Here is a 25,845-nt window from a genome sequence, read left to right as displayed (position 1 = left end):
TCGGGGATGCCGTGTGGATAACTCGAACCCTGCCCGGCAATGTGCGGGGTGACGCGGCAAAAAAGCCGCGCTACGCCATCATCCATGAGCATTCTCTCGGACAAGTGGATTCGGCAGCAGAGCCAAGACCACGCCATGATCGAACCCTTCGTCGAAGCCCAGCGCCGCGAAGGCAATATCAGCTACGGCCTGTCCTCCTACGGCTATGACGCTCGCGTCGCCGACGAATTCAAGATTTTCACCAATGTCGATTCATCGGTCGTCGACCCCAAGGCCTTCGACCCCAAGAATTTCGTCGACCGCCAGACCGATGTCTGCATCATCCCCCCCAACAGTTTCGCGCTGGCCCGCACGGTGGAATATTTCCGCATCCCCGAGGACGTGCTCGTCATCTGCCTTGGCAAGTCGACCTATGCGCGCTGCGGCATCATCGTAAACGTCACCCCGCTGGAGCCCGGCTGGGAGGGCCATGTGACGCTGGAATTCTCCAACACCACCCCGCTTCCGGCCAAGATCTACGCCAACGAAGGCGCCTGCCAGTTCCTCTTCCTCAAGGGCAACGAGCGCTGCGAGACCAGCTACAAGGACCGCGCCGGCAAATATATGGGCCAGCGCGGGGTGACCTTGCCGAAGCTCTGAGCATGGTCAGCCTTTCGTTCGCGCTCTTGCCGACGTTGCTGCCGCCGGGCACTGCCTTGCCGCTCCTTGTCGTTGGAGCGCTCCTGCTTTTTACCCTCACCATATGAAAAAGCCCCGGCGCGAACCGGGGCTTTTTTATGGGTTGATTGCAAGCCGCTCAGGTGTCGTCGACCACTTCGGCCCCAGGGCCGTTCTTGAGGATCGAGTCGATCGCATTCTTGGCGGATGCCTTCGAGCTATAGCCCTCGGTCGTCCAGATCTTCTCGCCATTGTACATGAAGGCCACGCGCGTCTCCCCGCGCTTGTCGGTCCACATGTGGAATTTGTGCGCCATCGGTCGTCTCCGCTTGATTTGATGAGGCGTTCAGCCTGAACGCCCCTCCCCAAGGCGTCAACCGCGCCTCTTGCCCGTCTGCCGGTTCTTGCCGCCGCCCTTGCTGCGCCCGTCGCGGCGCCGCCTCGGCCCGTCGCCCGCATCGCCGCCATAGCTGCCTTCAGGCAGTTCGAAGCGTAGCGCGCCCGACACCGGATCGGCCTCGACCAGCTTCAATTCGAGCTTCTGTCCGGCGCGATATTCATCGCCCGATCGCTCGCCGACCAGCGCCTGGCGCTTCTCGTCATAATGGAAATATTCGCGCCCCAGCGTCTTGGCGAGTACCAGCCCGTCGCCGCCCAGATCCTGCACCGTCGCGAAAAAGCCGAACGGCTGCACCCCGGTGATGCGTGCCTTCACCAATTGCCCGACATGATCGGCCAGATAGGCCGCGACATAGCGATCGACTGTCTCGCGCTCGGCCTCCATCGCGCGCCGCTCGAGCGAGGAGATGATCTCGCCGACCTTGCCGAAATCCTCCGCCTGCTTGGCATTGATCCCGCCCTCTCCCAGCCCATAGCTGTCGACGAGGCTGCGATGCACCAGCAAATCGGCATAACGGCGGATGGGCGAAGTAAAATGCGCATAGGAGCCCAGTGACAGGCCGAAATGCCCCAGCGGCTCAGGCCCGTAACGCGCCTGCATTTGGCTGCGCAAAATCTGTTCGGTAATCTCGATCCGATTGTCGTGGTCGGGCCCGATCTTCGCAAGGATTGCATTGAAGGTCTTGGGCAGCACCACCTGCCCCAGCGCGAAGGGGATATCGAAGGTCGCCAGATAATCCTTCAACGTCACGAGCTTCTCGCGCCCCGGCGTCTCGTGGATACGATACATCACCGGGCGCTTCTTCTTTTCGAGCGCCTTGGCCGCCGCGACATTGGCGAGGATCATATAATCCTCGACCAGCCGGTGCGCGTCCAATCGCTCGCGCGGCGCGACCGACATGATCCGCCCCTTCTCGTCGAGCTGGACGCGGCGCTCGGGCAGGTCGAGATCCAGGGGCTCGCGCGCCTCGCGCGCCTGCAACAGCACCTTCCAGCACTGCCACAGAGGCTCCAGCGCGCTCTTCACGATCTCGGAATCGACCCGATCCTTCTCGCCGTCGATCGCCGCCTGCGCATCCTCATAGGCAATGTTTGCCGCGATCCGCACCTTGGCGCGCGAGAAACGGAATTCCTTGATATTGCCGCCGCTGTCGACGCGGATATGCGCGACCATCGCGGCGCGATCGACGCCCTCCTTCAAAGAGCATATCCCCGCCGACAATTCCTCGGGCAGCATCGGCACGACGCGGTCGGGGAAATAGACGCTGTTGCCACGCTTTAAGGCCTCGCGGTCGAGCTCGCTGGCGGGGCGCACGTAGAAGCTCACATCGGCGATCGCGACCACCGCCTTGTAGCCGCCGGGATTGTCCTTGGCATGATCGACCTCGGCCCAGATAGCATCGTCATGATCGCGCGCATCCTCGGGGTCGATCGCGACGATCGGCAGATGGGTAAGGTCCTCGCGGCTCCCGAGGTCCCACTTCGCCACCTTCTCGGCCTCGGCGACGACCTCGTCGGGGAAGCGGTTGCGGATGCCATATTTGTGGATCGCGATCAGGCTGAACGCCTTGGGTGCAAAGGGATCGCCCAGCACCGCATCGACTTTCGCCTTGGGGGATCGACCCCCGCCCTTCCCGATCGGCTCGGCCAGCACGAGGTCGCCGACCTCCGCTTCGCCCAGCTCGGTCAGCATGAACACGGTGCGCTGCTTCTTGTCGATCGGCGCGAGGAAATGGCGGCTGCCTTCCTTGCGCACCACCCCCATCAGCATCTCGGCCGAACGGGCGAGCTTCTTCATCACATGGGCGACCTGCCCATTGCCGCGCTCCTCGGTGCGCGAGAGGATCCGGTCGTTGATGCCGAGCGAGGAACGCCGCCCCCGCTCGATGACGCGCAGCCGGGGCTTGGTACCCTCGCCCTGCCACTGCTCGGGCTCGGCCCACACCTCGCCATCCTCGATCGAGGCGACACGCAACACGGTCACCCGCGGCACGCCGCCCATCTTGTGGAAGGCGCGGCCCGGCGAATGATCGATGAGACCCTCGTCGGCCATGTCCTTGAGGACCGCTTTCAGCGCGATCTTGTCCTGCCCCTTGAGGCGAAAATGCTTGGCGATTTCGCGCTTGCCGACGCTGTCGTCGGACTGTTCGATGAAATCGAGGATCTGTTGCTTGGACGGCACGCCTGTCGTGGGGCGCCGTGGTTTCTTGGGCTTCTGTTTATCTGTCATTGACCCTTGATGTGGGGACGATGCGCGAAAAAAGAAAGGGGACTATTCCTCGCTTCCTTCGGCAATCGGCGCGAAATCGCCACCGGGCACCGCCGAGACCACCGGGCTGTAGTGATGTTCGGCGCTCGCCGACGCCACTCCGAACATCCAGTCGTCGACCCGCACGCCTTCCAGCACCACCTCGCAGCGATCTTCGCGGCATTGGGCGGGATCGACCCGGCGGTGCTCCTCCCCCCAGTTCGACGCATCAGTCCGCCGCCAAACAACCTTGTAATGGTGGGCGCTGTCCACCGCTTTCCAGCGCAGCATCGTGTCGGTTTGCACCGCGCCTTCCGCCTCGACCCCCATCGGCGGGGGCGGCGCGCTCGCCAGCGCTGCCATCGCCGCCGTGTTGAGCCGTGTGGCCTTGGCCATATAGGCGAAGTCGAGCTCGGCGATCACATCGCCATAGAAGACGCCGTCCTCGGTCCGCAGGTCCTGATGCTGGTGGTCGTAATCCTCGACCGGCACGGTCACCCGCACGGCCGGATAACCCGCCTCTAGAAAGCGGATATGATCGCCGCCCCGACCCCAGCGGTCGGTGCGCCACACCTGGCGGACGTCGAGCCCGATGCCCGGCAAGCGATCGGCCAGCGCGTCGAGCCAACGCGACAGGTTGCGGCTCGGCGCGTCATTCTCGCCTCCCAGCCGGTGCATCGCCGCGCGCATCGCCGCATCATTGCCCTGTCGCCGCGGCCCTTCCGAAAAGACGCGAATGACATCCGGCTCGCAATAGCCGTCCGACCCGCAATTGCCGCCGATCATGTCGTTGTTGAGATTGGCGATAACGTTCCAGCCCTGTGCCTTGGCGTAATCGGCGAGGATCCGTGCACCGACCAGCCCCTGCTCCTCGCCCGCCAGCGCAGCGATGACGATGGTGCCCGCAAAATGCTCGTCAGCAAGCAGCCGCGCCGCTTCCAATCCACCCGCCACGCCCGAGGCGCTGTCATTGGCGCCCGGCGCATCGTCGGTCGCGTTCATGATGTCGCTGACCCGGCTGTCGAGATGAGCGGTGTAGATGACGACATCATCTGGCCGCTCGGTGCCCCGCTTGATCCCGACCGCGCTGCACACGCGTGTCGGCTTGGGAATGCGTGGCTCGACCGTTACCGTGTCGCAGACCTTGACCGGCTCGAGCCCGATCCTGTCCATCTCGGCAAGCACCCAGTCGACCGCCGCGCCGATCCCTCGTTCAGGGTCGCTCTGGCTCGACAAGGTGTGGCGCGTGCCAAATCCCACCATCGCCTCGAGATCGGCGCGCAGCCGCGCCTCCGAAACATCGGCCGACAGCGCCTCGAGCCGCGCGTCGACCGCGCCATGTTGGTCATGATGCCCCCGCGCTTGCTGGCCGTGATGGCCGTGGCCCTCTCCATGCTGTTGCGAAGCGAGCATCATCAGGGCGGCGAGCGTGAGGGTCATCAGGGCATCTCCTTTCCCTCAGACTGGCAAGCCCGCGACCCTTTGAAAAGCCCTCCCAAAAGGAGAAGGGTCGGCGCATCGCTGCGCCGACCCTTCCCTCACATCAGGGGCTGATGCTGATCAGCGCACGCCGATCGGGTCCGGATTGCCGTCGCGGTCGCCGTTGATGACTCCGTCGGTCGCCACATTGGCGCCCGTCATCGTCATCAGGATACCGGCGAGGTGCGGCGCGGCCATCGAGGTACCCGACAAGGCGGCATATCCACCGTCCTTGTAGGTCGAACCGATGCTGACGCCGGGCTCGGCATAATCGACCGGCGAACCATAGTTGGAGAAGCTCGCCAGCGTATCGTTCGAATCGATCGCCGAAACGGTGAACACGTTGGGCCCGTTGGCGCGCGCCGGGCTGTGGTTATTGGCATCATCGCTCTCATTGCCCGCAGCGAGCACGAAATAGACGTTCTTGCCGCCGTAGGTCGAGGCCGCGACGACCGCATTGTCGAGCGTGGTCGAGATGCCACCGCCAAGGCTCATGTTGGCAACGTCGCCCGACTTGGCATTGGCGGCGACATAATCGACGCCGGCGATCACGCCCGAGGTCGAACCCGAACCGCGACGGTCGAGCACGCGCACGGCGACGACGGGCGCGCCCGCAGCGATCCCGCGAAATCCGACGCCATTGCCGTTCTTGGCTGCGATAGTGCCCGCGACATGGGTGCCGTGACCGTTCTCGTCATTGGCGTCGCGACCGACATAGTTGGCCGAGCGCGCCACGTCGACGTTGAGATCCTCGTGATCGAGGTCGATCCCGCTGTCGATCACCCAGGCCGTCTTGCCCGAAACACCAACACCGGGGCCACCGACGCGGGTCACGCCCCAATCGGTGCGCTCGCTGATCGAGCCGCCGCCGCCCCGCTTGCCACCGGGCGCGAGGCTCAGCGAGATCGCCATGTCGCGCTCGCAGCCCTTGATCTTCGCATTGTTGGCCTTCAGCGCCGCCATGTCGGAGCGCGCCGACTGGCCCGCCGGGAGGCGCACTGCAAAGCCGCGCACGGCGTGGCTGTACGTCTGGATGACCTGGCCACCCGAAGGGTTGGCGGCCCGGGCCGCTTCGGCCCGAACCTGCCCGGGCGCCACCGAGGCAGTGAAAGTGCAGATATACTGGCCCGAAATCGGGCGGGCGGGCGCTGCCTGCGCGGCAGTCGCCATCGCTACCGCCGATACCGCGGCGGTCGTGTACGCAATCATCTTTTTCAAAGTCCGTACTCCCCATGTCGGACGAAGCCCCACGCTCCGTTTACTCCGATGTCAGCAGGCTTCCGCTAACTATTTTGCCGGTCAAGTCCGCCAGCCGACAAAGCGCTGGAATAGCGACGAAAAGTCGGCACTGTGACCGATTAGAAACAATTGTCATCAACATTGTGGCGATTGGGAACGCTCTCCTGTTAACCACCCGTTTTGTGATCGCGGCACGGCGAAAAGATAATCCTTCGCAGTCGCGCTTAATTGAGATTAACATCGGCGCGACAACCGCCTTGGGGGAGAGACGTCATGCGTTACACCATTGCCCTGCTGGCCAGCGCCAGCCTCGTTACCGCCGCCAGCGCCGCGCAGGATGTGAAGGTCCAGCCGACCCTACCGCGCGTGCAGGTCAAGAAACTACCCACCCTCAACGTGCCTGCGCCGACGCAGCGGGTGGTGATCCCCGAGGAGCGTCTGCGCCTCCCCAAGGAATATATCCGCCCTGAACTCGCTCGGATCGACGTGGCGCCCTCGGTAATCGGCTACGGTTATCTCACCGCGGCAAATAGCAGCGCCCCGACCCGATCGATCGTCCTTCGGGTCAGCGGTCAGCATTTGACCGGCCATCGGCTTGTCAATGCGGTGCCAAGCAAGCCCGGCAACTGCAACGATCGCTGTATGGCGTTCTGGGAGACCTACGCCGATGCGGTCCAGAAGGGCAGTTGGTCGATGTACGCCGACGGCGCGACGATGACGATCAGCCCGATGATGACGATCCGCTCCTTCTCGCTCGACGGCACCAATTGTGCTCGCGCGTCGGGTAATCGCATCGGCCGAATGGTCGACCGCGTTCGCCAATCCAACTCGTGTGGCACCGAAGAGGTGGACGCGGCAAAGCTGATCGAACTGGGCCTGCTGCAAGTCCCGATGGAGGTCAGCCTGACGGGCATCGGGGCGCCGTTCAAGCGCTTTACGATCGGGTCCTCCGGCCTGATCAACACCGATCAGGACGGAGACGGTGTCACGGCCATCGCCTTCGGCGGCGATGATTGCGATGATAACGACCCCAACCGCTATCCGGGCAATCCCGAGATTCCCGACGAAGGGCATGACGAGGATTGCGACCCACGCACCTATGGCGAGCTCGACCGCGACGGCGACCGCTTTTTCGATGCGCGACCCTATAATGTCGGGAGCAACGGCACGGTCTATCGCGGCGATGACTGCGATGATCTCAACATCAAGGTCAATCCCGCCGCCTGGGACATCCCCAACGGCAATGACGACGACTGCGATGGCGATGTCGATGAGGATTTTCCGGCCGGCTGACCCTGCCTGATCGGCCAAACGACAAAGCGGCGCGGCTCACCCCCGCGCCGCTTTTCTTATGCGCTCATGCTCGCTAGGACGCGGGCCAAAGGATCAGGAGAGAGAGCCTCATGCGTAGCGTGAACCACTATATCAACGGCAAGTCGGTCGCCCTCGGCAGCCGCAAGCACCCCATCTTCAATCCCAGCGAAGGCAAGCAACAGGCCGAGGTCGCGCTGGCCGACAAGGATGCGCTCCAGCAGGCGGTCGATGCCGCCAAGGCCGCCCAGCCCGCCTGGGCCGCGATGAACCCGCAAAAGCGCGCGCGCATCTTCTACAAGTTCAAGGAGCTCGTCGAAGCTCACCATCAGGAACTCGCCGAACTGCTCGCCAGTGAGCACGGCAAGGTCGTCGATGATGCCAAGGGCGATGTGCAGCGCGGTCTCGACGTGATCGAATTCTGCTGCGGCATCCCGCACCTGATGAAGGGAGAATTCACCCTTGGCGCCGGGCCCGGCATCGATGTCTATGCGATGCGCCAGCCCCTGGGCATCGGCGCGGGCATCACCCCGTTCAATTTCCCCGCCATGATCCCGATGTGGATGTTCGGCCCCGCCATCGCCACCGGCAACGCCTTCATCCTGAAGCCCTCGGAAAAGGACCCCAGCGTCCCCGTTCGCCTCGCCGAACTGATAACTGAAGCAGGCCTTCCCGACGGCATCCTCAACGTCGTCCATGGCGACAAGGAAATGGTCGATGCGATCATCGAGCATGAGGACGTCAAGGCGATCAGCTTCGTCGGCTCCTCGGCCATCGCCGAATATATCTATTCGGGCGGCACCGCGCGCGGCAAGCGCGTCCAGGCCTTCGGCGGCGCCAAGAACCACGGCATCGTCCTGCCCGACGCCGATCTCGACCAGGTGGTCAACGACCTTACTGGCGCGGCCTTCGGCTCGGCCGGCGAACGCTGCATGGCGCTCCCCGTTGTCGTGCCCGTTGGCGAGGACACGGCCGAGCGTCTGCGCGAAAAACTCATCCCCGCGATCGAGGGCCTTCGCGTCGGCGTGTCGACCGACCCCGAGGCTCATTATGGCCCGGTGGTCACCAAGGAGCATCGCGCCGCCGTTGAAAAGTGGATCCAGACCTGCGCCGACGAAGGCGGCGAGCTCGTCGTCGACGGCCGCGGGCTCGAATTGCAGGGCACCGACGGCTGGTTCGTCGGCCCGACGCTGTTCGACCATGTGAAGCCGCACTTCGAAAGCTACAAGGAAGAGATCTTCGGCCCCGTCCTCCAGATGGTCCGCGCTGCTAATTTCGAGGAGGCCGTGCGCCTGCCGAGCGACCATCAGTACGGCAATGGCGTCGCCATCTTCACCCGCAACGGCCATGCCGCGCGCGAATTCGCCGCGCGCGTTAATGTCGGCATGGTCGGCATCAACGTGCCGATCCCGGTGCCGGTCAGTTACCACACCTTCGGCGGCTGGAAGCGTTCGGGCTTCGGCGACATCGACCAGCACGGCCCCGACGGCATCCGCTTCTGGACCAAGGCGAAGAAGGTCACCCAGCGCTGGCCCGACGGCTCGGCGCAGGGCGATCACGACAACGCCTTCGTCATCCCGACGATGGGCTAGCGACGAGTTGTTCGTCAAATAGCGATAGACACGCAATGGTGCGGATCATAGCCTCCCCCTTAATCAGGGGAGAACCGCATGATCCGCACCGTCCTTCTAACGGCGACCGCGCTGGCAATCGCCGCGCCCGCCGCAACGCAGGATCTCGCCGATCCGGCGGTTCATTCCCCCGATCTCTATCGCATCACGATGATCCGCGCCGCGCCCGGCCAATGGTATGAGGCGAAGGCGATTATCGAGGGGTTGGGTGAACAAGGAACGACCGCCGCTGACGGCTGCGCCATCCCTTTCCGCCTGCGTCACAACCAAGGCGCGCAATGGGACTTCATGCTTCTCCAGCCTGTCGGCAGCTACGCCGACTATTTCGCCAAATCTTGCGAGGCCAGCGAATGGTGCACCGCATTGGAGGCGCATGCCGACCATGAGAGCGATTGGTTCGCTCGCGGCCCCGCCGTTGCTGAGATGAAGGCAAGGGTCAGCGCTTCCGGTCTCTACCTCCTCGAGATGTTCAAGGCCCGCGCCGAAATGAAGCCCGAGCTTTACGACAGCCGCGCCCGCGAAAACGCGATTTTCCAAGAATTCGACATGGCCACAAACACCCTCTGGTACGGCGAAATGGGCGCCGACTTCGATGTCATGACCATCGGCACCTTCGCCAATTGGCCGGCCTTCGGCGCCCATATGTCGACCGGCACCGCCGAGGAATGGGACGCCCGTGCCAGGACGCACGGCTACGACGGTTCGGGCGACATGTCGCCCCAGCTACGCTCCTTCCTTACCGGCCACGAAGACACGTTCGCGGTCAAAATGAAGTGAGCGGCGTGTCCTCGATGATGGGCCGGATGAACAAGCGCGATATCATCGCTGCCGGTGCGCTCGTCCTGCACGACGAGCATGGCCCGGGGCTGATCGACGCCGGTGTTTTCCCCATCGCCTTCGCGCCGCGCCGCACGGGCGGCGCCCAAGCGATCTCCGCGATCGAACAGGATGGCGGCATCCTTGTCCTGATCGACAATGTCAGTAGCAGTGCGTTCAACGATCTCGTTATCACGCTGGGTAGCGCGGACTACCACCTACTGGTCACCGTCCACAGTATCGGCGCCGGCCCATGTGCCTACGATCTTTCTTTCACGCTTCTCGGGAATTGAGATGATCCGTCTGTTTTGCATCGCCCTCGCCGGGCTTTTCGCCACCGCCTGCGCCACGACGCAGCCCGCCGCTGCAGCCGGCGACAAGCTCATCGCGCTCAGTTTCGATGACGTTCCGCGCACCCGCGGGCCTTGGCTAAGTCACGACGAGCGCACCCGCCGCCTCATCGCCGCGCTCGACGAAGCGAACGTCGACCAAGCGGTTTTCTTTCTCAATCCGGGCGGCATCACGATGGAGGGCAAGGAGGGCGCCGGGGAGCGAATCGCCGCTTATGTCAAAGCAGGCCACCTAATCGCCAACCACACGCAAACGCACGCACGACTCTCCTCGACCGACCTCGACGAATGGCTCGCCGGCGTCGATGCAGCCGAGGAATGGCTTGAGGGCCGCGAGGGATATCGCGCCTGGCTGCGCTATCCCTATCTCGACGAAGGCGCTCGCGATGGCGCAAAGCGCGACGCCTCGAGGCGCGCCATTCACGAGCGCGGCCTCAGAAAAGCCTGGGTCAGCGTCAATGCCTCCGACTGGGTCTTCGAGAGCGCTGCAATCACCTATGAGCGCGAGAACCGCCCTTATGATCGCGAGGCGCTGGGCGCAGCGTATGTCGATCATCATGTCGCCGCCGCCGAATTCTACGCCGAACTTGCCGAGCGCGTGGCCGGCCGCCCGGTCCCGCATATGATGCTGCTCCACGAAACCGACATCGCTGCCTTCTACGTCGACGACCTCGTCGCCGCATTGCGCGCCAAGGGCTGGACCATCGTCTCGCCCGACATCGTCTATGCCGACCCTGCTTACGACGCCTATCCCGTCACCGACTGGTCGGGCGGCACCCTGTTCGAACAGCTCGCCTGGCAGGCCGACCTGCCCGAGCCTCGCTGGTTCGACGGCAACAACGAGGAGGCGTTGAAAACCATGATCGACGAGAGGATCGCCCGATGAAACGCACCTCGGGCACCAGCCCCTATGAAGGTCTCTACGGCTTCAGCCGCGCCGTCCGGCACGGCAACCGCATTCTCGTCGCGGGCACCGGTCCGGTCGAGGAGGACGGCAACTCGACTCCCGGCGATGCCGCCGCGCAGACCCGCCGCTGCTTCGCTATCGCGGTCAAGGCGATCGAGGAATTGGGCGGCAGCGCCGAGGACGTCGTGCGCACTCGCATGTTCATCACAGACCCCGCCGATGCCGATGCGATCGGCAAGGTGCATGCCGAATTTTTCGGGACACGCCGCCCAGCCGCCACCATGGTTGTGGTCGCCGCGCTTTTGCGCGAGGAATGGCGCATCGAAGTGGAAGCGGAGGCCATGCTCGACGATGCCTAGGTTCATTCCCCTTGTCGTGTCGCTCGCGCTGGCTGCCTGTTCCGCCGAGCCCACCGAGGAAGCGCCCGACTCCGTCTCGCCCCCCGCCGCGCAACTTGGTGAAAAGGCACCCGAAGGCACCATGCCCTTCACCACGCGCGGTGCCTTTCTCGAGACCGCCGATGGCACCCCCGATCCCGCCTCCTGCGACCCCGCCGAAACGCTCATCGTCGACGAGACGGGGTATCGCGCCGGCGACACGACCGGCGCCATTACCGCCGTCGAGACGCAATCGACCAACAGTATCTACGCTACCTTCGACACGCCATCGGGCGAGGAACGCCACCGCTTCGCCGCCAGCGACGAGGGCCGCACGCTGCGCTGGTCGACCATCGGGCCCGAGGCCGCCACTACCCGCTATCGGCGCTGCCCCGATGCCTGATCCGCGCCTTCTCTTCCTTCCCGTGATCCTGGCAGCCTGCACGGAACTGCCGAGCGAGGACGAGGGCGGCACCATCGGCTACGACCAGCCGGCCGCCATTGCGCCAGAACTCCAGCTGTCGACCGAGATCAACGACCTTTCGGATCGTTCGGCGCTTGCCGCGCATGAAGGCCGCTACGGGGTCAGCGCCGCCGATTGCGACCCCGACAATCGCTACATGACCGAATATATCGACGTCACCGATGTCGGTTTCGCCTATCGCGGCAGCCTCAATACACTGCACAGCATCGACGGCGAGGCACGCTTCACATTTTCTTCGCCCGGCGGCGCGCGCGAGACGCTCGCCTTCCAGCGCGGCAGTCTCCTGCGTTGGCCCGACAATCGCGCCAAACGCACCACCTACCAACGCTGCGCCTGACCCCCTCTTTGCCCCTGTCGAAATGGGTGCTAGGGCGCGCCCCATGACCCAGTTCGATCTTACCGACGATCAGCGCCAGATCCAGGAGATGGCGCAGAAATTCACCGCCGATGCGATCACCCCCCACGCTGCCAAGTGGGACGAAGAGCATATCTTCCCCAAGGACGTGATTAAACAGGCCGCCGAAGTCGGCTTCGGCTCGATCTACGTGTCCGAGGAATCGGGCGGCATCGGCCTTGGGCGCCTCGAAGCCGCGCTCATCATGGAAGCCATGGCCTATGGCTGCCCCTCGACCAGCGCCTTCATCTCGATCCACAACATGGCCGCCTGGATGATCGACCGCTTTGGCGACCAGGACCTCAAGGACAAATATCTCCCCGACCTCATCCCGATGGAGCGGATGGCGAGCTACTGCCTCACCGAACCCTCCTCGGGCTCGGACGCTGCTGCCTTGAAGACCAAGGCGGTCCTCGATGGCGACCATTATGTCGTCTCGGGCTCCAAGGCCTTCATCTCGGGCGCTGGCGAGAATGAGGTATATGTCGTCATGGTCCGCACCGGCGAGGACGGCCCCAAGGGCATTTCCGCGCTGGTCATCGAGAAGGACATGGACGGCGTCTCCTTCGGCGCCAACGAGAAGAAGCTCGGCTGGCACAGCCAGCCCACCCGCCAGGTCAATTTCGACGGCGTCCGCGTCCCCGTTTCCAATCGCCTCGGCGGTGAGGGCGAAGGCTTCCGCATCGCCATGATGGGATTGGACGGCGGCCGCCTCAATATCGGTGCCTGCTCGCTTGGCGGCGCGCAGCGCTGCCTCGACGAGGCCGTCAACTACACCAAGGAGCGTTCGCAGTTCGGCCGTGCCATCGCCGATTTCCAGAACACCCAGTTCATGCTCGCCGACATGGAGACCGAACTGCAGGCCGCGCGCCAGCTCCTCTACGCCGCCGCCGTCAAGGTGACCGAGAACGCCCCCGACAAAACCCGCTTCGCCGCCATGGCAAAGCGCCTTGCCACCGACACCGGCTCGGCCGTCGTCGATCGCGCGCTCCAGCTCCACGGCGGATACGGCTACCTCCAGGACTATCCGATCGAGCGCTTCTGGCGCGACCTTCGCGTCCATTCGATCCTCGAAGGCACCAACCAGATCATGCGCATGATCATCAGCCGCGACATGCTGCGCCAATGACCGCGCTGGCGATGACCACCATGATCGTCCCCGACTATGATGAGGCCGTCGCCTTCTTCACGCAGGCGCTGGACTTCGACGTGATCGAGGATACGCCGCTCTGCAATGGCAAGCGCTGGCTTGTCGTCGGCGGCCGCGCCGGCGCTCGCCTGCTTCTTGCACAGCCGTCCACGGACGATCAGCGCGACGCGATCGGTCGACAGGCCGCAGACCGCGTCGGCTGGTTCCTCGAAAGCACCGACTTCGACACCGACCATGCCCGTATGACTGCTGCGGGCGTCCAATTCCTCGAACCGCCCCGGCGCGAAGGCTACGGGACGGTCGCCGTCTTCAAGGATCCCTTCGGCAATCGCTGGGATCTCATCGAACATAAGAGAGCCGCATGACCGACGACGTCATCATCCTTCGCGAGGGCCGCCTTGGCCGTCTTCGCCTCAACCGTCCCAAAGCGATCCACGCGCTCACCCACGCCATGTGCGACAAGATGAGCGAGGCGCTGCTCGGCTGGGCCGAGGATCCCGACGTGGACGCCGTCATGGTCGACCATTGCGAGGGACGCGGCTTCTGCGCGGGCGGCGATGTCGTCGCGCTCTACAATTCGGGCAAGTCGGACGGCAAGGAAGCCGCCGCCTTCTTCCACGCCGAATATCGGCTCAACCACCTGCTCTTCACCTACGCAAAGCCAGTGGTCGCGATCATGGACGGAATCACCATGGGCGGCGGTGTCGGCATCAGCCTGCCCTGCACCTATCGCGTCGCCACCGAAAACACCCGCCTCGCCATGCCCGAGACCGGCATCGGCCTCTTCCCCGACGTCGGCGGCGGGCGCTATCTCTCCCGCCTGCCCGGCCATGTCGGCGAATTCATGGCGCTGACCGGCGCCCGCCTCGACGGCGCCGAATGCCACTATCTCGGCCTTGCCACTCATTATGTGCAGAGCAGCGACCTCGAGGAATTGAAGGAGCGCCTCATCGCCGCACCCGCGCGCATGCAGGGCGCGCTTGGCAATGCTTCCTCGACGCCGCCCGAGGCGCGGATCGAGGAGAATCTTCCGCGCATCGCCAAGCATTTTCAGCACGAAACGGTCGAGCAAATCTGCGAAAGCCTCGAGAATGGCGAAAGCGATTGGTCGGACACCGAACGCGACACCATCGGCACCAAGTCGCCGCTCAGCCTCAAGGTCTCGCTACGCCTCGTCCGCGAAGGCGCCCAGCGCGAGGATTTCGCCGAGGAAATGAAGGCCGAATATGCCCTCGCCTCCAAGGTCGTGCGCACCCACGATTTCATCGAGGGCGTCCGCGCCCTCCTCGTCGACAAGGACAATGAACCCAAGTTCGATCCCGCCACCCCGCAGGGCGTGAGCGAGGCAATCGTCGATGAACTGTTCGCCCCGCTCCCCGAGAACGAGGCATGGACGCCTTTCCCGCAGGCGTCATAATTTCCACCCGTCATCCCAGCGAAGGCTGGGATCCATGCCAGCGGGCATGGCGCCGACGGACCTGACATGGGCCCCAGCCTACGCTGGGGCGACGGAGAGAAGACAATGAGCGAATATGAAACCATCCTCGTCGAGCAGCGTGACGCGGTCACCCTCGTCACCTTGAACCGCCCCAAGGCGCTCAATGCCTTGAACAGCCAGGTCCTCGCCGACCTCATTGACGCCTTCGCTGCCTATGACGCCGATGACAGCCAGCGCTGCCTCGTCCTGACCGGCTCGGAAAAAGCTTTCGCCGCCGGCGCCGACATCAAGGAAATGCAGGACCAGAGCTTCGCCGACATGTACAAGGCGAACTTCTTCAAGGGATGGGAACAGGTCACCGCGACCCGCAAGCCGTGGATCGCCGCGGTCAACGGCTACGCCTTGGGCGGCGGCTGCGAGGTCGCCATGATGGCCGACTTCATCATCGCGGGCGACGGCGCCAAGTTCGGCCAGCCCGAAATCAAGCTCGGGGTCACCCCCGGCATGGGCGGTTCGCAGCGCCTCACCCACGCCATCGGCAAGGCCAAGGCCATGCATATGTGCCTCACTGGCGAGATGATGGGCGCCGAGGAAGCGCTCTCCTCGGGCCTCGTCGCCAAGGTTGTCCCCGCCGCCGACCTCGTTGACGAAGCGCTGAAGACCGCCGCAACCATCGCCTCCATGGCCCCGCTCGCCGCCATGGCGAACAAGGAAATGGTGAACGCGGCCTATGAAATGACGCTGGCCGAAGGCGTGAACTTCGAGCGCCGCCTGTTCCATGGCCTCTTCGGCACACAAGACCAGAAAGAGGGCATGACCGCCTTCGTCGAAAAGCGCCCGGGGAATTGGACCGGTAAATGATCTTCGCTTTCGTATGCTTGGCGTTAGGGGGAGTAGGGATATGGCTGAGTTACACGGCCATGAACGATTACAGAAAAGGTGAAGGTAATTTCTCAGATTGGATCGTGTCCGACGCAACCCCTCTGAATCGGCGGTTGTGGCGAGCCTTACATCTCTTCCAAATACCCATGTTCTTCTTAGTGGGCATCGTTATGTTCGCGGTCTTTGTAAAGCTGCTATTTTTAGATTGAGGGGCAACTTAATGGCAAAAATCGCCTTCATCGGCCTCGGCAACATGGGCGGCGGGATGGCCGCGAACCTCGCCAAGGCGGGCCATGAAGTCATGGCTTTCGACCTGTCACAAGATGCGCTCGACCGCGCCCGTGAGCACGGCTGCACCCCCGTCGCCGACGCTGCCGCCGCCGTAACCGGCGCCGAAGCGATCGTCACCATGCTCCCCGCCGGCAAGCATGTCGCGTCGGTCTATGCCGACAGCGTCATCCCCAACGCCGACAAGAGCGCGATCCTGATCGACTGCTCGACTATCGACGTCGACACCGCGCGGTCGGTCGAAAAGCAAGCGGCCGACGCGGGCCTCAATATGGTCGACGCGCCCGTCTCGGGCGGCATCGCCGCCGCCGACGCCGGCACCCTCACCTTCATGGTCGGCGGCTCGGAGGACGGCTTCGCCCGCGCCCAGCCGATCCTCGACAAGATGGGCAAGGCGGTGATCCACGCCGGCGACGCGGGCGCGGGACAAGCCGCCAAGATCTGCAACAACATGCTGCTGGGCGCCACCATGGCCGCCACCGCCGAGACCTTCGCGCTCGCCGAGAAACTCGGCCTCGACCTCCAGACCTTCTACGACATCTCGTCCAAGGCCTCGGGTCAGTCCTGGTCGATGACCAGCTATTGCCCCGTCCCCGGCGTCGGCCCCGAAACCCCCGCCGATCGCGGCTATCAGGGCGGCTTCGCCAGCGCGCTCATGCTCAAGGATCTGAAGCTCGCCATGGACGCCGCCAAGGCGTCGGGCGCTTACACCCCGATGGGCGGCGAGGCCGAGGAACTGTACCAGCGCTTCGTCGATCGCGGCGGCGCGGGCCTCGATTTCTCGGCCATCATCAAGATGATCGACGACAGCTGGGATCCCGACAAAAAGGGTTGATCCGCTCCGATTTGGCTCCCACATGGGCGCCATGCTGATCGAGACCGAAACCACGCCGAATCCGTCCACCCGCAAGTTCCTGCCGGGCCGCACCGTCATGGAAACGGGCGGGCGCGACTTCCCGACCATGGAGGCAGCCGAAGCCAGTCCGCTCGCCGAAGCGCTGTTCAACACGCAGATGGTGGATGGCGTCTATTTCGGTCGCGACTTCGTGTCGGTTAGCGCCGCGCCCGGCGTTGAATGGCCCCAGCTCGAACCCATCGTGCTCGAAACGCTGATGGATCATTTCCTGACCGGCACGCCGCTGTTCAAGCCGGGCAGCGCCGCCGACATCGCCGTCGCGCCAGACGAGGAACTGGCCTTCGAGGACGATCCTGCCGATGCCGACATCATCGACCAGATCAAGGACCTCATCGAGACCCGCGTCCGCCCCGCCGTCGCGCAGGATGGCGGCGACATCGTCTATCGCGGCTACAAGGAAGGGCATGTCTTCCTCCAGCTGCAGGGTGCCTGCTCGGGCTGCCCTTCTTCGACCATCACTCTCAAGAACGGCATCGAAGGGCTGATCAAGCATTACGTCCCCGAAGTCGTCAGCGTCGAAGCCGTCTAGAATAATTCCCTCACCGCAGCTCCCGCGCCGGGGCTTGCGCTTTCCAGCCAACTATGTCGTCATCCCGACTCGGGGGGCGTATCGGGAGAAGCGCCTTGATCCTCGCGATCGAGACATCGACGGCCATGTGCAGCGTTGCGTTATTGCACGGTGATGCCGTGGTCGACGCGCGCGCCGAGCGCATCGGGCGCGGCCATGCCGAGAAGCTCGTGCCGATGATCGAGGCCCTGCTCGGCCCCCGCATTCCCAACCATATCCTCGCGTCGGTCGGCCCTGGCAGCTTTACCGGTATCCGCGTCGGCCTCGCCGCCGCCCAAGGACTGGCGATCGGCTGGAACGTGTCTCTCGCAGGCTTTTCCTCGCTCGCCGTCATCGCCGCCGCCGCCCGCGCCGCGCGCCCCGATGCGGACCGCATCACTTCGGTCATGCAGGGCGGGCATGGAGAACTGTTCGTCCAACCCTTTGGCGGCCGCTCGCTCAAGGCGCTCGAGGCACCGCAAAGCCTGCGCCCCGAAGCAGCAGCGGCAACACTCGAGGCCGACCTCGTCGCCGGCCCCGCTGTCGATGCACTCACCGAGGCCGGAGCGACCATCGAGGCGATCACGCTCGATCCGCTCGCCGATCATGCCGCCCTCCTGCCCGCCCCGCTGCGCGAGCTCGACCTTGCCCCGCTGTATGTCCGGGCTCCCGACGCCAAGCCCAAGGCCGCCTGATCATGGCCAGCTTTCCCACGCCGCGGACCATCTGCATCGAGCGCGGGGGCTATGACGATCTCGACGCGGTGATGCGCCTGATGACGGCCGCGTTCGATCCCGCTTTTGGCGAAGCCTGGAACCGCGGACAATGCGCCGGAATCCTGCCGATGCGGGGCGTCCATCTTGCGCTGGTCCGCCCGTCGGAGGACGCTCCACCCGCAGGATTCGCCTTGTGGCGCACCCTGCTCGATGAAAGCGAATTGCTGCTTCTCGCTGTCGATCCCGCGGCACAGGGCGAAGGCTTTGGCCGTATGCTGCTCGATCATTTCGTCGAACAATCCAAGTCCGCGGGTGCCAATCGCCTTCACCTCGAAGTGCGCGACGGCAATCGAGCAGTTCATTTCTACGAACAGGCAGGCTTTCGGATCGCCGGTCGGCGCCGCGATTATTATCGCGGGGCCGACGGCGAACGTCGCGACGCCTTGACCTATATTAAGCTTGACTAGGGCTGGCTCGCGCCACTTGCGAAATATTTGACGTCGTCATAAAGCCGATGAAGTTCGTTTCGGACAATAGACGGATTACTTGCTCGGAAAGAAATTGACATGGACGAAGATACCCTGCGCGACGAGACGCTGATCACGCTCACCGCCGAAATCGTTGCCGCGCATCTTGGCAACAACATGGTCGCCGTCGGCGACGTGCCCCAACTGATCGAGAATGTGCATGGCGCGCTCTCCAAGCTGCACGGCGGCGCCGAGAAGCCCGAAGAAAAGCCGCAGCCCGCCGTGTCGGTGCGCGCCTCGGTCAAGCCCGATTATCTCGTCTGCCTCGAGGACGGCAAGAAGCTCAAAATGCTCAAGCGCCACCTCATGACGCACTACGACATGACCCCGGACGACTATCGCCAGAAGTGGGGCCTGCCCGCCGACTATCCGATGGTCGCGCCCAACTATGCGGAACAGCGCCGCCAGCTCGCCAAGAAGATCGGGCTCGGCACCAAGGCCAAGCGCGGCAAGCGCAAGTAACCGCGACGATCTCATGGTCTCGAAAAGGGGCGGTGCCAGCACGGCACTGCCCCTTTTCATTGCCGCCCGCTCCCGCTAACCCGGCAGCATGACCCGCAAGATCGATCTCGAGGCCATCTGCGCCGAAAAGGGGCTGCGCATCACCGAGCAGCGCCGCGTCATCGCCAAGGTGCTTGGCGAGAGCGAGGACCATCCCGACGTCGAGATGCTCCACGAGCGCGCCAACAAGGTCGATCCCAACATCTCGATCGCGACGGTCTACCGCACCGTCCGCCTGTTCGAGGAGGCAGGGATCCTCGAGCGCCACGAGTTCGGCGACGGGCGCTCGCGCTACGAAGCGGCTTCCGATGCGCATCACGACCATCTCATCGATGTCGAGACGGGCAAGGTCGTCGAGTTCGTCGACGAGGAGCTGGAATTGCTACAAAAGCGCATCGCCGAGAAGCTGGGCTACCGCCTCGTCGATCATCGGATGGAGCTCTATGGCGTCGCCCTCGACCGCAACCCCGGCGACTAACTGGCCGCTGGTCGGGCTTCGGCTCGTCCTCCTGGCCCTCCTCCTCGCACTGCTCGCCCCGCTCCACCTCATCGTACGCGGCCTGACCGGTCGTGGGCCGATCGCCCGCTGGTTCCTGCGCGGCTCGGGCTTCATCATGGGACTTCGTGTGAAACGCGTCGGCCCCGCACCAGCGCGCCGCAGCCTCTTGCTCGTCAATCATGTCAGCTGGCTCGACATTCTCGCCATGGGAAGCGCGACCGGCTGCGCCTTCGTGTCCAAGGCCGAGGTCCAGGACCACCCGTTGACCAAATGGCTCGCCGATCAGCGCGACACGCTCTACATCACGCGTCAGAACCGGCGCAGTGTCGATGAACAGATCGACGCCATCCGCCGCCGCTTCGACCACCATCTCCCGCTCGCCCTTTTCCCCGAAGGCACGACTAGCGACGGCACTCAGCTCCTCCCCTTCCGATCGCCGCTCCTCAAGGCCATCACTCCGGCGCCCGAGGGCGCGCATCTCATCCCCGTCGCTCTCGATTTCGACGAAGCCGCCGCCATCGCCTGGCATGCCGGAGAGCCCGGCCTCGACAATGTGAAACGCGTCCTGTCCCGCTGGAAACCGGTGCGCGTGAAGGTGCGCATGCTCGAGCCCATTTGCATTACCGAGGACCGCAAGGCGATGGCACGCGAGGCCCATGCGCGCATCGGTGCGGCACTGGGCTTTGTGGATGACGCGCCTTCGGCTATGGCGCGGCCATCATGACCGATACGAAAACCTACCGAATCAAGAGCTTCGGCTGCCAGATGAACGTCTATGACGGCGAACGAATGGGCGAGCTCCTCGACGAAAAGGGCATGCGCGCCGCCGAGGATGGCGAGGACGCCGACCTCGTCGTCCTCAACACCTGCCACATCCGCGAAAAAGCCGCCGAGAAAGCCTATTCGGACGTCGGCCGCCTCAAGCGCGAGGATGGCAGCCGTCCCACCATCGCGCTCGCCGGCTGCGTGGCGCAGGCCGAAGGCGCCGAGGCGCAGCGCCGCTCGAAGATGATCGACGTCGTCGTCGGCCCGCAAGCCTATCACCGCCTTCCCGACCTCGTCGCGCAGGTCGAAAAGGGCGAACGCCCGGTCGACACCGACATGCCGGCGATCAGCAAGTTCGACGCCATGCCCAAGCGCCGCAAGTCGGGGCCGAGTGCCTTCCTCACGGTCGCGGAGGGTTGCGACAAATTCTGCACCTATTGTGTCGTCCCCTACACCCGCGGCGCCGAGATCAGCCGCCCGTGGGCCGATATCGTCGACGAGGCGCATGCATTGGTCGATGGCGGGGCGAAGGAAATCACCCTCCTCGGCCAGAACGTCTCGGCGTGGCGCGGCGAAAATGAAAAGGGGCAGGACGGCGGCCTCGAATTGCTCGTTCGCGCACTCGCGCGGATCGATGGACTCGAACGGATCCGCTACACCACCAGCCACCCTGCCGACATGGACGAGGGGCTGATCGCCGCACATGGCGAGGTGGACAAGCTGATGCCCTATCTGCACCTGCCCGTGCAGGCCGGTTCGGACCGCATCCTCAAGGCCATGAACCGCCATCATACGGTGGAGAGCTATCTGCGCCTCGTCGAGCGCTTCCGCGAGGCGCGCCCCGATCTCGCCATTTCCGGCGACTTCATCGTCGGCTTCCCGGGCGAAAGCGACGCCGAATTCGAGGAAACGCTGCAAGTCGTGCGCGACGCGCGCTATGCCAGCGCCTTCAGCTTCAAATATTCGCCGCGCCCGGGCACCCCCGCTGCCGACATGGACGGGCAGGTCCCCGAAGAGGTCATGAACGAGCGCCTCCAGCGTCTCCAGGCGCAGCTCGCCGAGCAGAGCCTCGCCTTCAACCGGTCCAAGATCGGCGCCACGATGGACGTGCTGATCGACCGCAAGGGCCGTCTTCCGGGCCAGATGATCGGCAAGTCGCCGTGGCTGCAATCGGTCTTCGCCGAGACCGACGCGCAGATCGGCGACATTTTGACCGTCGACATCCTTGACGCTTTGCCCAATAGTCTGGCGGGAATCATCCGCCCGAAGGAGGCCGCCGCTTAATGGCAAAACGCGACGCTGTCGCCGCCGTCCACGAGGACCGCGCCCGCTTGGAACTGGAATTCGACCAGCCTTTCCTGCTCGGCCCCCTGTTCGGCGAATATGACCGCCACCTCGTGATCATCGAGGACAGGCTCGGGGTGAACATCGCCGCGCGCGGCAACAAGGTCATGATCGAGGGCGAGGCCGACAGCGCCAATCGCGCCCGCGAAGTGCTCCTCGGCCTCTACGAACGCCTCGACCAAGGACAGGATGTCGACGCCGAGGTCATCGAGGCCGTCATCGGCATGGCCAACCAGCCGCGCCTCGACGGCATCATCGACAAGGAAGTCGCCGACCCGCCCAAGGTCCTCATCCGCACCCGCAAGAAAACCATCGCCCCGCGCTCGGCCAACCAGACCGTCTATATGAAGGCGCTGGCCAAGTCGGACATGATCTTCGCGCTGGGCCCGGCAGGCACCGGCAAGACCTATCTCGCCGTGGCCCAAGCCGTCTCCATGCTCATCACCGGCGCGGTCGAACGCCTCATCCTCTCGCGACCCGCGGTCGAGGCGGGCGAGCGCCTCGGCTTCCTGCCCGGCGACATGAAGGAAAAGGTCGATCCATACCTGCGCCCGCTATACGATGCGCTCTACGACATGCTCCCCGGCGAACAGGTCGAGCGACGCATCGCCAGCGGCGAGATCGAGATCGCGCCCATCGCCTTCATGCGCGGTCGCACCTTGAACGACGCCTTCATCATCCTCGATGAAGCGCAGAACACCACGCCGGCGCAGATGAAGATGTTCCTCACCCGCTTCGGCATGCGCAGCCGCATGGTCGTATGCGGCGATCCGCTTCAGGTCGACCTTCCCGACGGCACGCGTTCGGGGCTTGCCGATGCGGTCGACAAGCTCGAGGGTGTCGATGGGATCGCCATGACCCGCTTCACCGCGGCCGACGTCGTGCGCCACCCTCTGGTCGGACGCATCGTCGAAGCCTATGAAGGCCCTTGAATGAGCCTCACCATCAATATCGACGCCGACGACGACTGGGACAGTAGCAGCGCTCGCTTGAGCGAGCTTGCCGAGCCAACGCTGCGCGCCGCCATCGCCGAAAGCGCCTTTCCCGTCCTTGCCGACAGCGGTCGCGAGGTCGAGATCAGCCTCGCCCTCCTCTCCGACGCCGACGTCCACGACCTCAACCGCCAGTGGCGCGACAAGGACAAGCCGACCAACGTGCTGAGCTTTCCCATGGCCGAGCCCGAGGAACTGGACGAAGCCGACAGGCCCGGCCCGCCGCTGATGCTCGGCGACATGGCGCTTGCCCATGGCGTCTGCGCGCGCGAGGCCGCCGAAAAGTTCATCAGCCTCGAGGATCACGCCCGCCACCTGATGGTGCACGGCATGCTGCACCTCCTTGGCTACGATCACATGAACGATGAAGAAGCGACCGACATGGAAGCGCGCGAGACCCGCGCGCTCGCCCGTCTTGGGATCGCCGACCCCTATGGAGACCGTAATGGCCACCAAGCCTGACGAAGGCTCGCGAATCTGGCGCGGCATGCGCGCGCTTTTCTTTGGCGACGACGAAGAACAATCGCTGCGCGACCAGATCGAGGAAGCGATCGACGAGGCCGACGAGGCCGGCCCTGCCAAGGTCGGCGACCTCAGCCCGCACGAACGCACCATGCTTCGCAACCTCTTGCATTTCGCCGACCGGACGGCAGGGGATATCTGCGTGCCACGCGGCGACATCATCGCGGTCCGCCGCGACGCCGATTTCGACAGCCTCGTCGCGCAATTCGCCGATGCCGAACACAGCCGCCTGCCTGTCACCGGCGATAATCTCGACGAGATCATCGGCATGATCCACATCAAGGACCTGTTTGCCGCCGAGGTCGGGACCAAGCCCAAGCGCATCGAGGACCTCATGCGCGAGCCCTTGTTCGTGCCCACCACCATGGGGGTGATCGATATTCTTGCCTCGATGCGCACCCAACGTGTGCACATGGCGGTGGTCGTCGATGAATTCGGCGGCACCGAGGGTCTCGTCACTATCGAGGACGTGGTCGAGGAGATCATCGGCGAGATCGAGGACGAACATGACGAGACGCCCGAGGCGGCGCTGGTCCTGCTCGACGAAGGCGTCTGGGAGGCCGATGCGCGCGTCGAGATGGACGAGGTGATCGAGCATGTCGATCCCGCGCTCGCCTGGGAAGAGGATGAAGTCGATACCTTGGGTGGCCTTGCCTTCCTCCTTGCCGGCCGCATCCTCGAGCCGGGCCAGTCGGTCGAGCACCCCTCGGGCTGGCGCCTCGAATGCGTCGAGGCCGAACCCAAGCGCATGACGCGCCTGCGCATTCACGCGCCCGAACCGGCCCAGCCCGACGCCACCGAATAATGGATCGCCTTCGTGCAGTGACCGCGAGCCATCGCGCCGCGCCCTGGCTTGCCCTCGGCCTCGGCCTGTTGGGGGCGACCGGGTTCGCGCCGCTCGGCGCATGGCCGCTCCTGATCCTTTCGCTGAGCGGGCTCCTCATGCTGCTCCACGCCGCGCCGACCACGAAACGCGCCGCGCTGCTCGGTTGGCTATACGGCGTCGGCCAATTCACGCTCGGTCTCAACTGGATCGCCACCGCCTTTACCTTCCAGTCGAACATGCCCGCCTGGCTCGGCTGGATCGCGGTGGTGCTCCTAAGCCTCTACCTTGCCGTCTACCCGATGCTCGCGAGCCTGGGCGCTTGGAATCTTTCGAAACGCCAGCCGCTCGCGCTCGGTCTGTTCCTCGCCGGCTTCTGGATCATCGGCGAATGGCTTCGCGCCACCCTCTTCACCGGCTTTGCATGGAATCCGCTGGCCGTCGCGCTCGTGCCCACGCCCGCGCTGCGCCTCGCACCGCTCGTCGGCACCTACGCCATGTCGGGCATCATCGTCATCGCGGGCGCGGCGCTCTGGTGGGCAGCGCTCAAGCGGATCAAGGCCGCTGCGATCGTCGCCGCGTCCCTCGCCGCCGCGCTTCTGCTGCCCCAGCAACCCCTCATCGAACAGACGCGGGAGGCCGTGCAGCCGAATAGCGCCGCCGAACAGCCCTCCGCGCCCGCTGCCGATAGCGATGGCAGCCTCCCCGAGCCCCCGCCGCCTCCCGATCCTTCGACCCATTGGCCGGTCATCCGCATCGTCCAGCCCAATATCGGCCAAGCCGACAAGTGGCGCGCGGGCTTCGATCGCATCGCCGCCGACCGGCTCTCGACGCTCAGTCTCAAGCCGGGCGAGGCGGACCTCGGCTCGCCGCAGATCCTTTTCTGGCCCGAAGCCGCCATCACCCGGCCAGCGCTCGACGAGCGCGAGGCCCGCCAAACGGCCGCCCGATATGAGAGGCTGCGCGCCACCCGCGGCCTGATCGATGGCCAGACATTGGTCACCGGGGGGATCGGCGTGCAGTCCTCCGACGGGCGTGAGGTCGATGCCGCCACCAACAGCATCTTCGTCCTATCTCCCAACGGCACGATCAGCGCGCGCTACGACAAGGCCCATCTCGTCCCCTATGGCGAGTATCTGCCGATGCGCAGCCTGCTCGAGCCCATCGGCCTGTCGCGCCTCGCACCCGGAGCCTATGATTTCGCCGCCGGTCCCGGCCCGCGTAGCCTTCCACTCCCCTACCGCGATCTGCGCATGGGCTTGCAGATCTGCTACGAGATCATCTTCTCGGGCCGCGTGGTCGACCGCGAGGATCGACCCGACGTGATCTTCAACCCGTCCAACGATGCCTGGTTCGGCGCCTGGGGCCCTCCCCAACATCTCGCCCAGGCGCGGCTTCGCGCCGCCGAAGAGGGCCTGCCCGTCATCCGCGCCACCCCGACCGGCATCAGCGCCCTCATCGACGCCAAGGGCGGATTGATCGAGACCATCCCGTCGGGGACCGCCGACCATATCGACGCGCTTCTGCCGCGCGCACTGGCGCCGCCTCCCTTCGCCCATCTCGGCAATCTCCTCGCGGCAGCCATCGCCGGGCTCTTCTTCCTGTCCGGCATTGCCCTCGCCAGACGCCCTCGTTAGGTATTC

The 25,845-nt window shown here is 64.7% G+C and carries 29 protein-coding genes; 25 read left to right on the top strand and 4 right to left on the bottom strand.

The window, feature by feature from the left end:
* Positions 1-84: 84 nt before the first annotated feature.
* Positions 85-639, top strand: a complete 555-nt coding sequence (dcd, locus tag NUW51_RS00740; RefSeq protein WP_265561818.1) for a dCTP deaminase — start codon at positions 85-87, stop codon at positions 637-639.
* A gap of 157 nt (positions 640-796) precedes the next feature.
* Here dcd and NUW51_RS00735 read toward each other — a convergent pair whose 3' ends face one another.
* The 4 genes from NUW51_RS00735 to NUW51_RS00720 all read right to left on the bottom strand — a co-directional run bounded on the left by NUW51_RS00735 (position 797) and on the right by NUW51_RS00720 (position 5,992).
* Positions 797-973 (bottom strand): YegP family protein, encoded by a 177-nt coding sequence (locus NUW51_RS00735; protein ID WP_265561816.1) that lies wholly within the window; start codon positions 971-973, stop codon positions 797-799.
* 57 nt (positions 974-1,030) lie between these two features.
* Entirely contained in the window at positions 1,031-3,286 is a 2,256-nt protein-coding gene (rnr, locus tag NUW51_RS00730) for a ribonuclease R (RefSeq protein WP_265561814.1), read from the bottom strand.
* Between the two features lie 42 nt (positions 3,287-3,328).
* Complete coding sequence (locus tag NUW51_RS00725) at positions 3,329-4,744, bottom strand: M20/M25/M40 family metallo-hydrolase (RefSeq protein ID WP_265561812.1); 1,416 nt, start codon at positions 4,742-4,744, stop codon at positions 3,329-3,331.
* A gap of 120 nt (positions 4,745-4,864) precedes the next feature.
* Positions 4,865-5,992, bottom strand: a complete 1,128-nt coding sequence (locus NUW51_RS00720) for a S8 family serine peptidase (protein WP_265587896.1) — start codon at positions 5,990-5,992, stop codon at positions 4,865-4,867.
* Positions 5,993-6,295: 303 nt separating this feature from the next.
* Here NUW51_RS00720 and NUW51_RS00715 point away from each other — a divergent pair, with 303 nt between their 5' ends.
* The 24 genes from NUW51_RS00715 to lnt all read left to right on the top strand — a co-directional run bounded on the left by NUW51_RS00715 (position 6,296) and on the right by lnt (position 25,839).
* The gene (locus NUW51_RS00715) at positions 6,296-7,315 is read left to right on the top strand and encodes a putative metal-binding motif-containing protein (protein ID WP_265561810.1); all 1,020 of its coding nucleotides are present in this window, start codon (positions 6,296-6,298) and stop codon (positions 7,313-7,315) included.
* A 110-nt stretch (positions 7,316-7,425) separates the two neighbouring features.
* Positions 7,426-8,925, top strand: coding sequence for a CoA-acylating methylmalonate-semialdehyde dehydrogenase (locus tag NUW51_RS00710; protein ID WP_265561808.1), 1,500 nt, complete (start codon positions 7,426-7,428; stop codon positions 8,923-8,925).
* A 78-nt stretch (positions 8,926-9,003) separates the two neighbouring features.
* Positions 9,004-9,741 (top strand): hypothetical protein, encoded by a 738-nt coding sequence (locus NUW51_RS00705; RefSeq protein WP_265561806.1) that lies wholly within the window; start codon positions 9,004-9,006, stop codon positions 9,739-9,741.
* Between the two features lie 26 nt (positions 9,742-9,767).
* Entirely contained in the window at positions 9,768-10,073 is a 306-nt protein-coding gene (locus tag NUW51_RS00700; protein ID WP_265561804.1) for a hypothetical protein, read from the top strand.
* Position 10,074: 1 nt separating this feature from the next.
* Positions 10,075-11,016, top strand: a complete 942-nt coding sequence (locus tag NUW51_RS00695; RefSeq protein WP_265561802.1) for a polysaccharide deacetylase family protein — start codon at positions 10,075-10,077, stop codon at positions 11,014-11,016.
* Positions 11,013-11,396, top strand: a complete 384-nt coding sequence (locus NUW51_RS00690; RefSeq protein WP_265561800.1) for a RidA family protein — start codon at positions 11,013-11,015, stop codon at positions 11,394-11,396. The genes NUW51_RS00695 and NUW51_RS00690 overlap by 4 nt, the downstream gene beginning before the upstream one ends.
* On the top strand, positions 11,389-11,817 hold the full coding sequence (locus tag NUW51_RS00685) for a hypothetical protein (RefSeq protein WP_265561798.1): 429 nt from the start codon (positions 11,389-11,391) through the stop codon (positions 11,815-11,817). The genes NUW51_RS00690 and NUW51_RS00685 overlap by 8 nt, the downstream gene beginning before the upstream one ends.
* Positions 11,810-12,235, top strand: a complete 426-nt coding sequence (locus tag NUW51_RS00680) for a hypothetical protein (protein ID WP_265561796.1) — start codon at positions 11,810-11,812, stop codon at positions 12,233-12,235. The genes NUW51_RS00685 and NUW51_RS00680 overlap by 8 nt, the downstream gene beginning before the upstream one ends.
* Positions 12,236-12,278: 43 nt before the next feature.
* Positions 12,279-13,421 carry an acyl-CoA dehydrogenase family protein gene (locus NUW51_RS00675; protein WP_265561794.1) on the top strand — a complete coding sequence of 381 codons (1,143 nt, stop codon included), beginning with the start codon at positions 12,279-12,281 and terminating at the stop codon, positions 13,419-13,421.
* Positions 13,422-13,432: 11 nt separating this feature from the next.
* Entirely contained in the window at positions 13,433-13,807 is a 375-nt protein-coding gene (locus NUW51_RS00670) for a VOC family protein (protein ID WP_265561792.1), read from the top strand.
* A complete protein-coding gene (locus tag NUW51_RS00665; protein WP_265561790.1) occupies positions 13,804-14,859 on the top strand; it encodes an enoyl-CoA hydratase/isomerase family protein in 1,056 nt (351 codons plus the stop codon). Before NUW51_RS00670 ends, NUW51_RS00665 begins: the two co-directional genes overlap by 4 nt.
* A gap of 105 nt (positions 14,860-14,964) precedes the next feature.
* Positions 14,965-15,741, top strand: coding sequence for an enoyl-CoA hydratase (locus NUW51_RS00660; RefSeq protein WP_265561788.1), 777 nt, complete (start codon positions 14,965-14,967; stop codon positions 15,739-15,741).
* A gap of 241 nt (positions 15,742-15,982) precedes the next feature.
* Complete coding sequence (mmsB, locus tag NUW51_RS00655; protein WP_265561786.1) at positions 15,983-16,885, top strand: 3-hydroxyisobutyrate dehydrogenase; 903 nt, start codon at positions 15,983-15,985, stop codon at positions 16,883-16,885.
* A gap of 31 nt (positions 16,886-16,916) precedes the next feature.
* Positions 16,917-17,495, top strand: a complete 579-nt coding sequence (locus tag NUW51_RS00650) for a NifU family protein (RefSeq protein WP_265587894.1) — start codon at positions 16,917-16,919, stop codon at positions 17,493-17,495.
* A 95-nt stretch (positions 17,496-17,590) separates the two neighbouring features.
* Complete coding sequence (tsaB, locus tag NUW51_RS00645; protein ID WP_265561783.1) at positions 17,591-18,208, top strand: tRNA (adenosine(37)-N6)-threonylcarbamoyltransferase complex dimerization subunit type 1 TsaB; 618 nt, start codon at positions 17,591-17,593, stop codon at positions 18,206-18,208.
* Positions 18,209-18,210: 2 nt separating this feature from the next.
* Entirely contained in the window at positions 18,211-18,696 is a 486-nt protein-coding gene (locus NUW51_RS00640; RefSeq protein ID WP_265561781.1) for a GNAT family N-acetyltransferase, read from the top strand.
* 99 nt (positions 18,697-18,795) lie between these two features.
* On the top strand, positions 18,796-19,218 hold the full coding sequence (locus NUW51_RS00635; RefSeq protein WP_245113058.1) for a MucR family transcriptional regulator: 423 nt from the start codon (positions 18,796-18,798) through the stop codon (positions 19,216-19,218).
* A gap of 88 nt (positions 19,219-19,306) precedes the next feature.
* Positions 19,307-19,735 (top strand): Fur family transcriptional regulator, encoded by a 429-nt coding sequence (locus NUW51_RS00630; protein WP_265561774.1) that lies wholly within the window; start codon positions 19,307-19,309, stop codon positions 19,733-19,735.
* Positions 19,701-20,480: a lysophospholipid acyltransferase family protein gene (locus tag NUW51_RS00625; RefSeq protein WP_265561770.1), complete on the top strand. Its 780-nt coding sequence runs from the start codon at positions 19,701-19,703 to the stop codon at positions 20,478-20,480. Before NUW51_RS00630 ends, NUW51_RS00625 begins: the two co-directional genes overlap by 35 nt.
* Complete coding sequence (miaB, locus tag NUW51_RS00620) at positions 20,477-21,805, top strand: tRNA (N6-isopentenyl adenosine(37)-C2)-methylthiotransferase MiaB (RefSeq protein WP_265561768.1); 1,329 nt, start codon at positions 20,477-20,479, stop codon at positions 21,803-21,805. Before NUW51_RS00625 ends, miaB begins: the two co-directional genes overlap by 4 nt.
* On the top strand, positions 21,805-22,797 hold the full coding sequence (locus NUW51_RS00615; RefSeq protein WP_265561766.1) for a PhoH family protein: 993 nt from the start codon (positions 21,805-21,807) through the stop codon (positions 22,795-22,797). The genes miaB and NUW51_RS00615 overlap by 1 nt, the downstream gene beginning before the upstream one ends.
* Positions 22,798-23,319 (top strand): rRNA maturation RNase YbeY, encoded by a 522-nt coding sequence (gene ybeY, locus NUW51_RS00610; RefSeq protein ID WP_265561764.1) that lies wholly within the window; start codon positions 22,798-22,800, stop codon positions 23,317-23,319. It abuts the gene before it with no gap.
* Entirely contained in the window at positions 23,303-24,184 is an 882-nt protein-coding gene (locus tag NUW51_RS00605; RefSeq protein WP_265561762.1) for a hemolysin family protein, read from the top strand. The genes ybeY and NUW51_RS00605 overlap by 17 nt, the downstream gene beginning before the upstream one ends.
* Entirely contained in the window at positions 24,184-25,839 is a 1,656-nt protein-coding gene (gene lnt / locus NUW51_RS00600; protein ID WP_265561760.1) for an apolipoprotein N-acyltransferase, read from the top strand. The genes NUW51_RS00605 and lnt overlap by 1 nt, the downstream gene beginning before the upstream one ends.
* Positions 25,840-25,845 lie beyond the last annotated feature (6 nt).

The organism is Sphingomicrobium arenosum, from assembly GCF_026157085.1.
Lineage (GTDB): Bacteria > Pseudomonadota > Alphaproteobacteria > Sphingomonadales > Sphingomonadaceae > Sphingomicrobium > Sphingomicrobium arenosum.
This window is presented reverse-complemented; position numbering and strand designations above follow the sequence as displayed.

Coding starts and splice junctions, on each gene's coding strand:
- dcd (WP_265561818.1), top strand. CDS start 85: ATGAGCATTCTCTCGGACAAGTGGATTCGGCAGCAGAGCCAAGACCAC.
- NUW51_RS00735 (WP_265561816.1), bottom strand. CDS start 973: ATGGCGCACAAATTCCACATGTGGACCGACAAGCGCGGGGAGACGCGC.
- rnr (WP_265561814.1), bottom strand. CDS start 3,286: ATGACAGATAAACAGAAGCCCAAGAAACCACGGCGCCCCACGACAGGC.
- NUW51_RS00725 (WP_265561812.1), bottom strand. CDS start 4,744: ATGACCCTCACGCTCGCCGCCCTGATGATGCTCGCTTCGCAACAGCAT.
- NUW51_RS00720 (WP_265587896.1), bottom strand. CDS start 5,992: ATGATTGCGTACACGACCGCCGCGGTATCGGCGGTAGCGATGGCGACT.
- NUW51_RS00715 (WP_265561810.1), top strand. CDS start 6,296: ATGCGTTACACCATTGCCCTGCTGGCCAGCGCCAGCCTCGTTACCGCC.
- NUW51_RS00710 (WP_265561808.1), top strand. CDS start 7,426: ATGCGTAGCGTGAACCACTATATCAACGGCAAGTCGGTCGCCCTCGGC.
- NUW51_RS00705 (WP_265561806.1), top strand. CDS start 9,004: ATGATCCGCACCGTCCTTCTAACGGCGACCGCGCTGGCAATCGCCGCG.
- NUW51_RS00700 (WP_265561804.1), top strand. CDS start 9,768: ATGAACAAGCGCGATATCATCGCTGCCGGTGCGCTCGTCCTGCACGAC.
- NUW51_RS00695 (WP_265561802.1), top strand. CDS start 10,075: ATGATCCGTCTGTTTTGCATCGCCCTCGCCGGGCTTTTCGCCACCGCC.
- NUW51_RS00690 (WP_265561800.1), top strand. CDS start 11,013: ATGAAACGCACCTCGGGCACCAGCCCCTATGAAGGTCTCTACGGCTTC.
- NUW51_RS00685 (WP_265561798.1), top strand. CDS start 11,389: ATGCCTAGGTTCATTCCCCTTGTCGTGTCGCTCGCGCTGGCTGCCTGT.
- NUW51_RS00680 (WP_265561796.1), top strand. CDS start 11,810: ATGCCTGATCCGCGCCTTCTCTTCCTTCCCGTGATCCTGGCAGCCTGC.
- NUW51_RS00675 (WP_265561794.1), top strand. CDS start 12,279: ATGACCCAGTTCGATCTTACCGACGATCAGCGCCAGATCCAGGAGATG.
- NUW51_RS00670 (WP_265561792.1), top strand. CDS start 13,433: ATGACCACCATGATCGTCCCCGACTATGATGAGGCCGTCGCCTTCTTC.
- NUW51_RS00665 (WP_265561790.1), top strand. CDS start 13,804: ATGACCGACGACGTCATCATCCTTCGCGAGGGCCGCCTTGGCCGTCTT.
- NUW51_RS00660 (WP_265561788.1), top strand. CDS start 14,965: ATGAGCGAATATGAAACCATCCTCGTCGAGCAGCGTGACGCGGTCACC.
- mmsB (WP_265561786.1), top strand. CDS start 15,983: ATGGCAAAAATCGCCTTCATCGGCCTCGGCAACATGGGCGGCGGGATG.
- NUW51_RS00650 (WP_265587894.1), top strand. CDS start 16,917: ATGCTGATCGAGACCGAAACCACGCCGAATCCGTCCACCCGCAAGTTC.
- NUW51_RS00640 (WP_265561781.1), top strand. CDS start 18,211: ATGGCCAGCTTTCCCACGCCGCGGACCATCTGCATCGAGCGCGGGGGC.
- NUW51_RS00635 (WP_245113058.1), top strand. CDS start 18,796: ATGGACGAAGATACCCTGCGCGACGAGACGCTGATCACGCTCACCGCC.
- NUW51_RS00630 (WP_265561774.1), top strand. CDS start 19,307: ATGACCCGCAAGATCGATCTCGAGGCCATCTGCGCCGAAAAGGGGCTG.
- NUW51_RS00625 (WP_265561770.1), top strand. CDS start 19,701: ATGGCGTCGCCCTCGACCGCAACCCCGGCGACTAACTGGCCGCTGGTC.
- miaB (WP_265561768.1), top strand. CDS start 20,477: ATGACCGATACGAAAACCTACCGAATCAAGAGCTTCGGCTGCCAGATG.
- NUW51_RS00615 (WP_265561766.1), top strand. CDS start 21,805: ATGGCAAAACGCGACGCTGTCGCCGCCGTCCACGAGGACCGCGCCCGC.
- ybeY (WP_265561764.1), top strand. CDS start 22,798: ATGAGCCTCACCATCAATATCGACGCCGACGACGACTGGGACAGTAGC.
- NUW51_RS00605 (WP_265561762.1), top strand. CDS start 23,303: ATGGCCACCAAGCCTGACGAAGGCTCGCGAATCTGGCGCGGCATGCGC.
- lnt (WP_265561760.1), top strand. CDS start 24,184: ATGGATCGCCTTCGTGCAGTGACCGCGAGCCATCGCGCCGCGCCCTGG.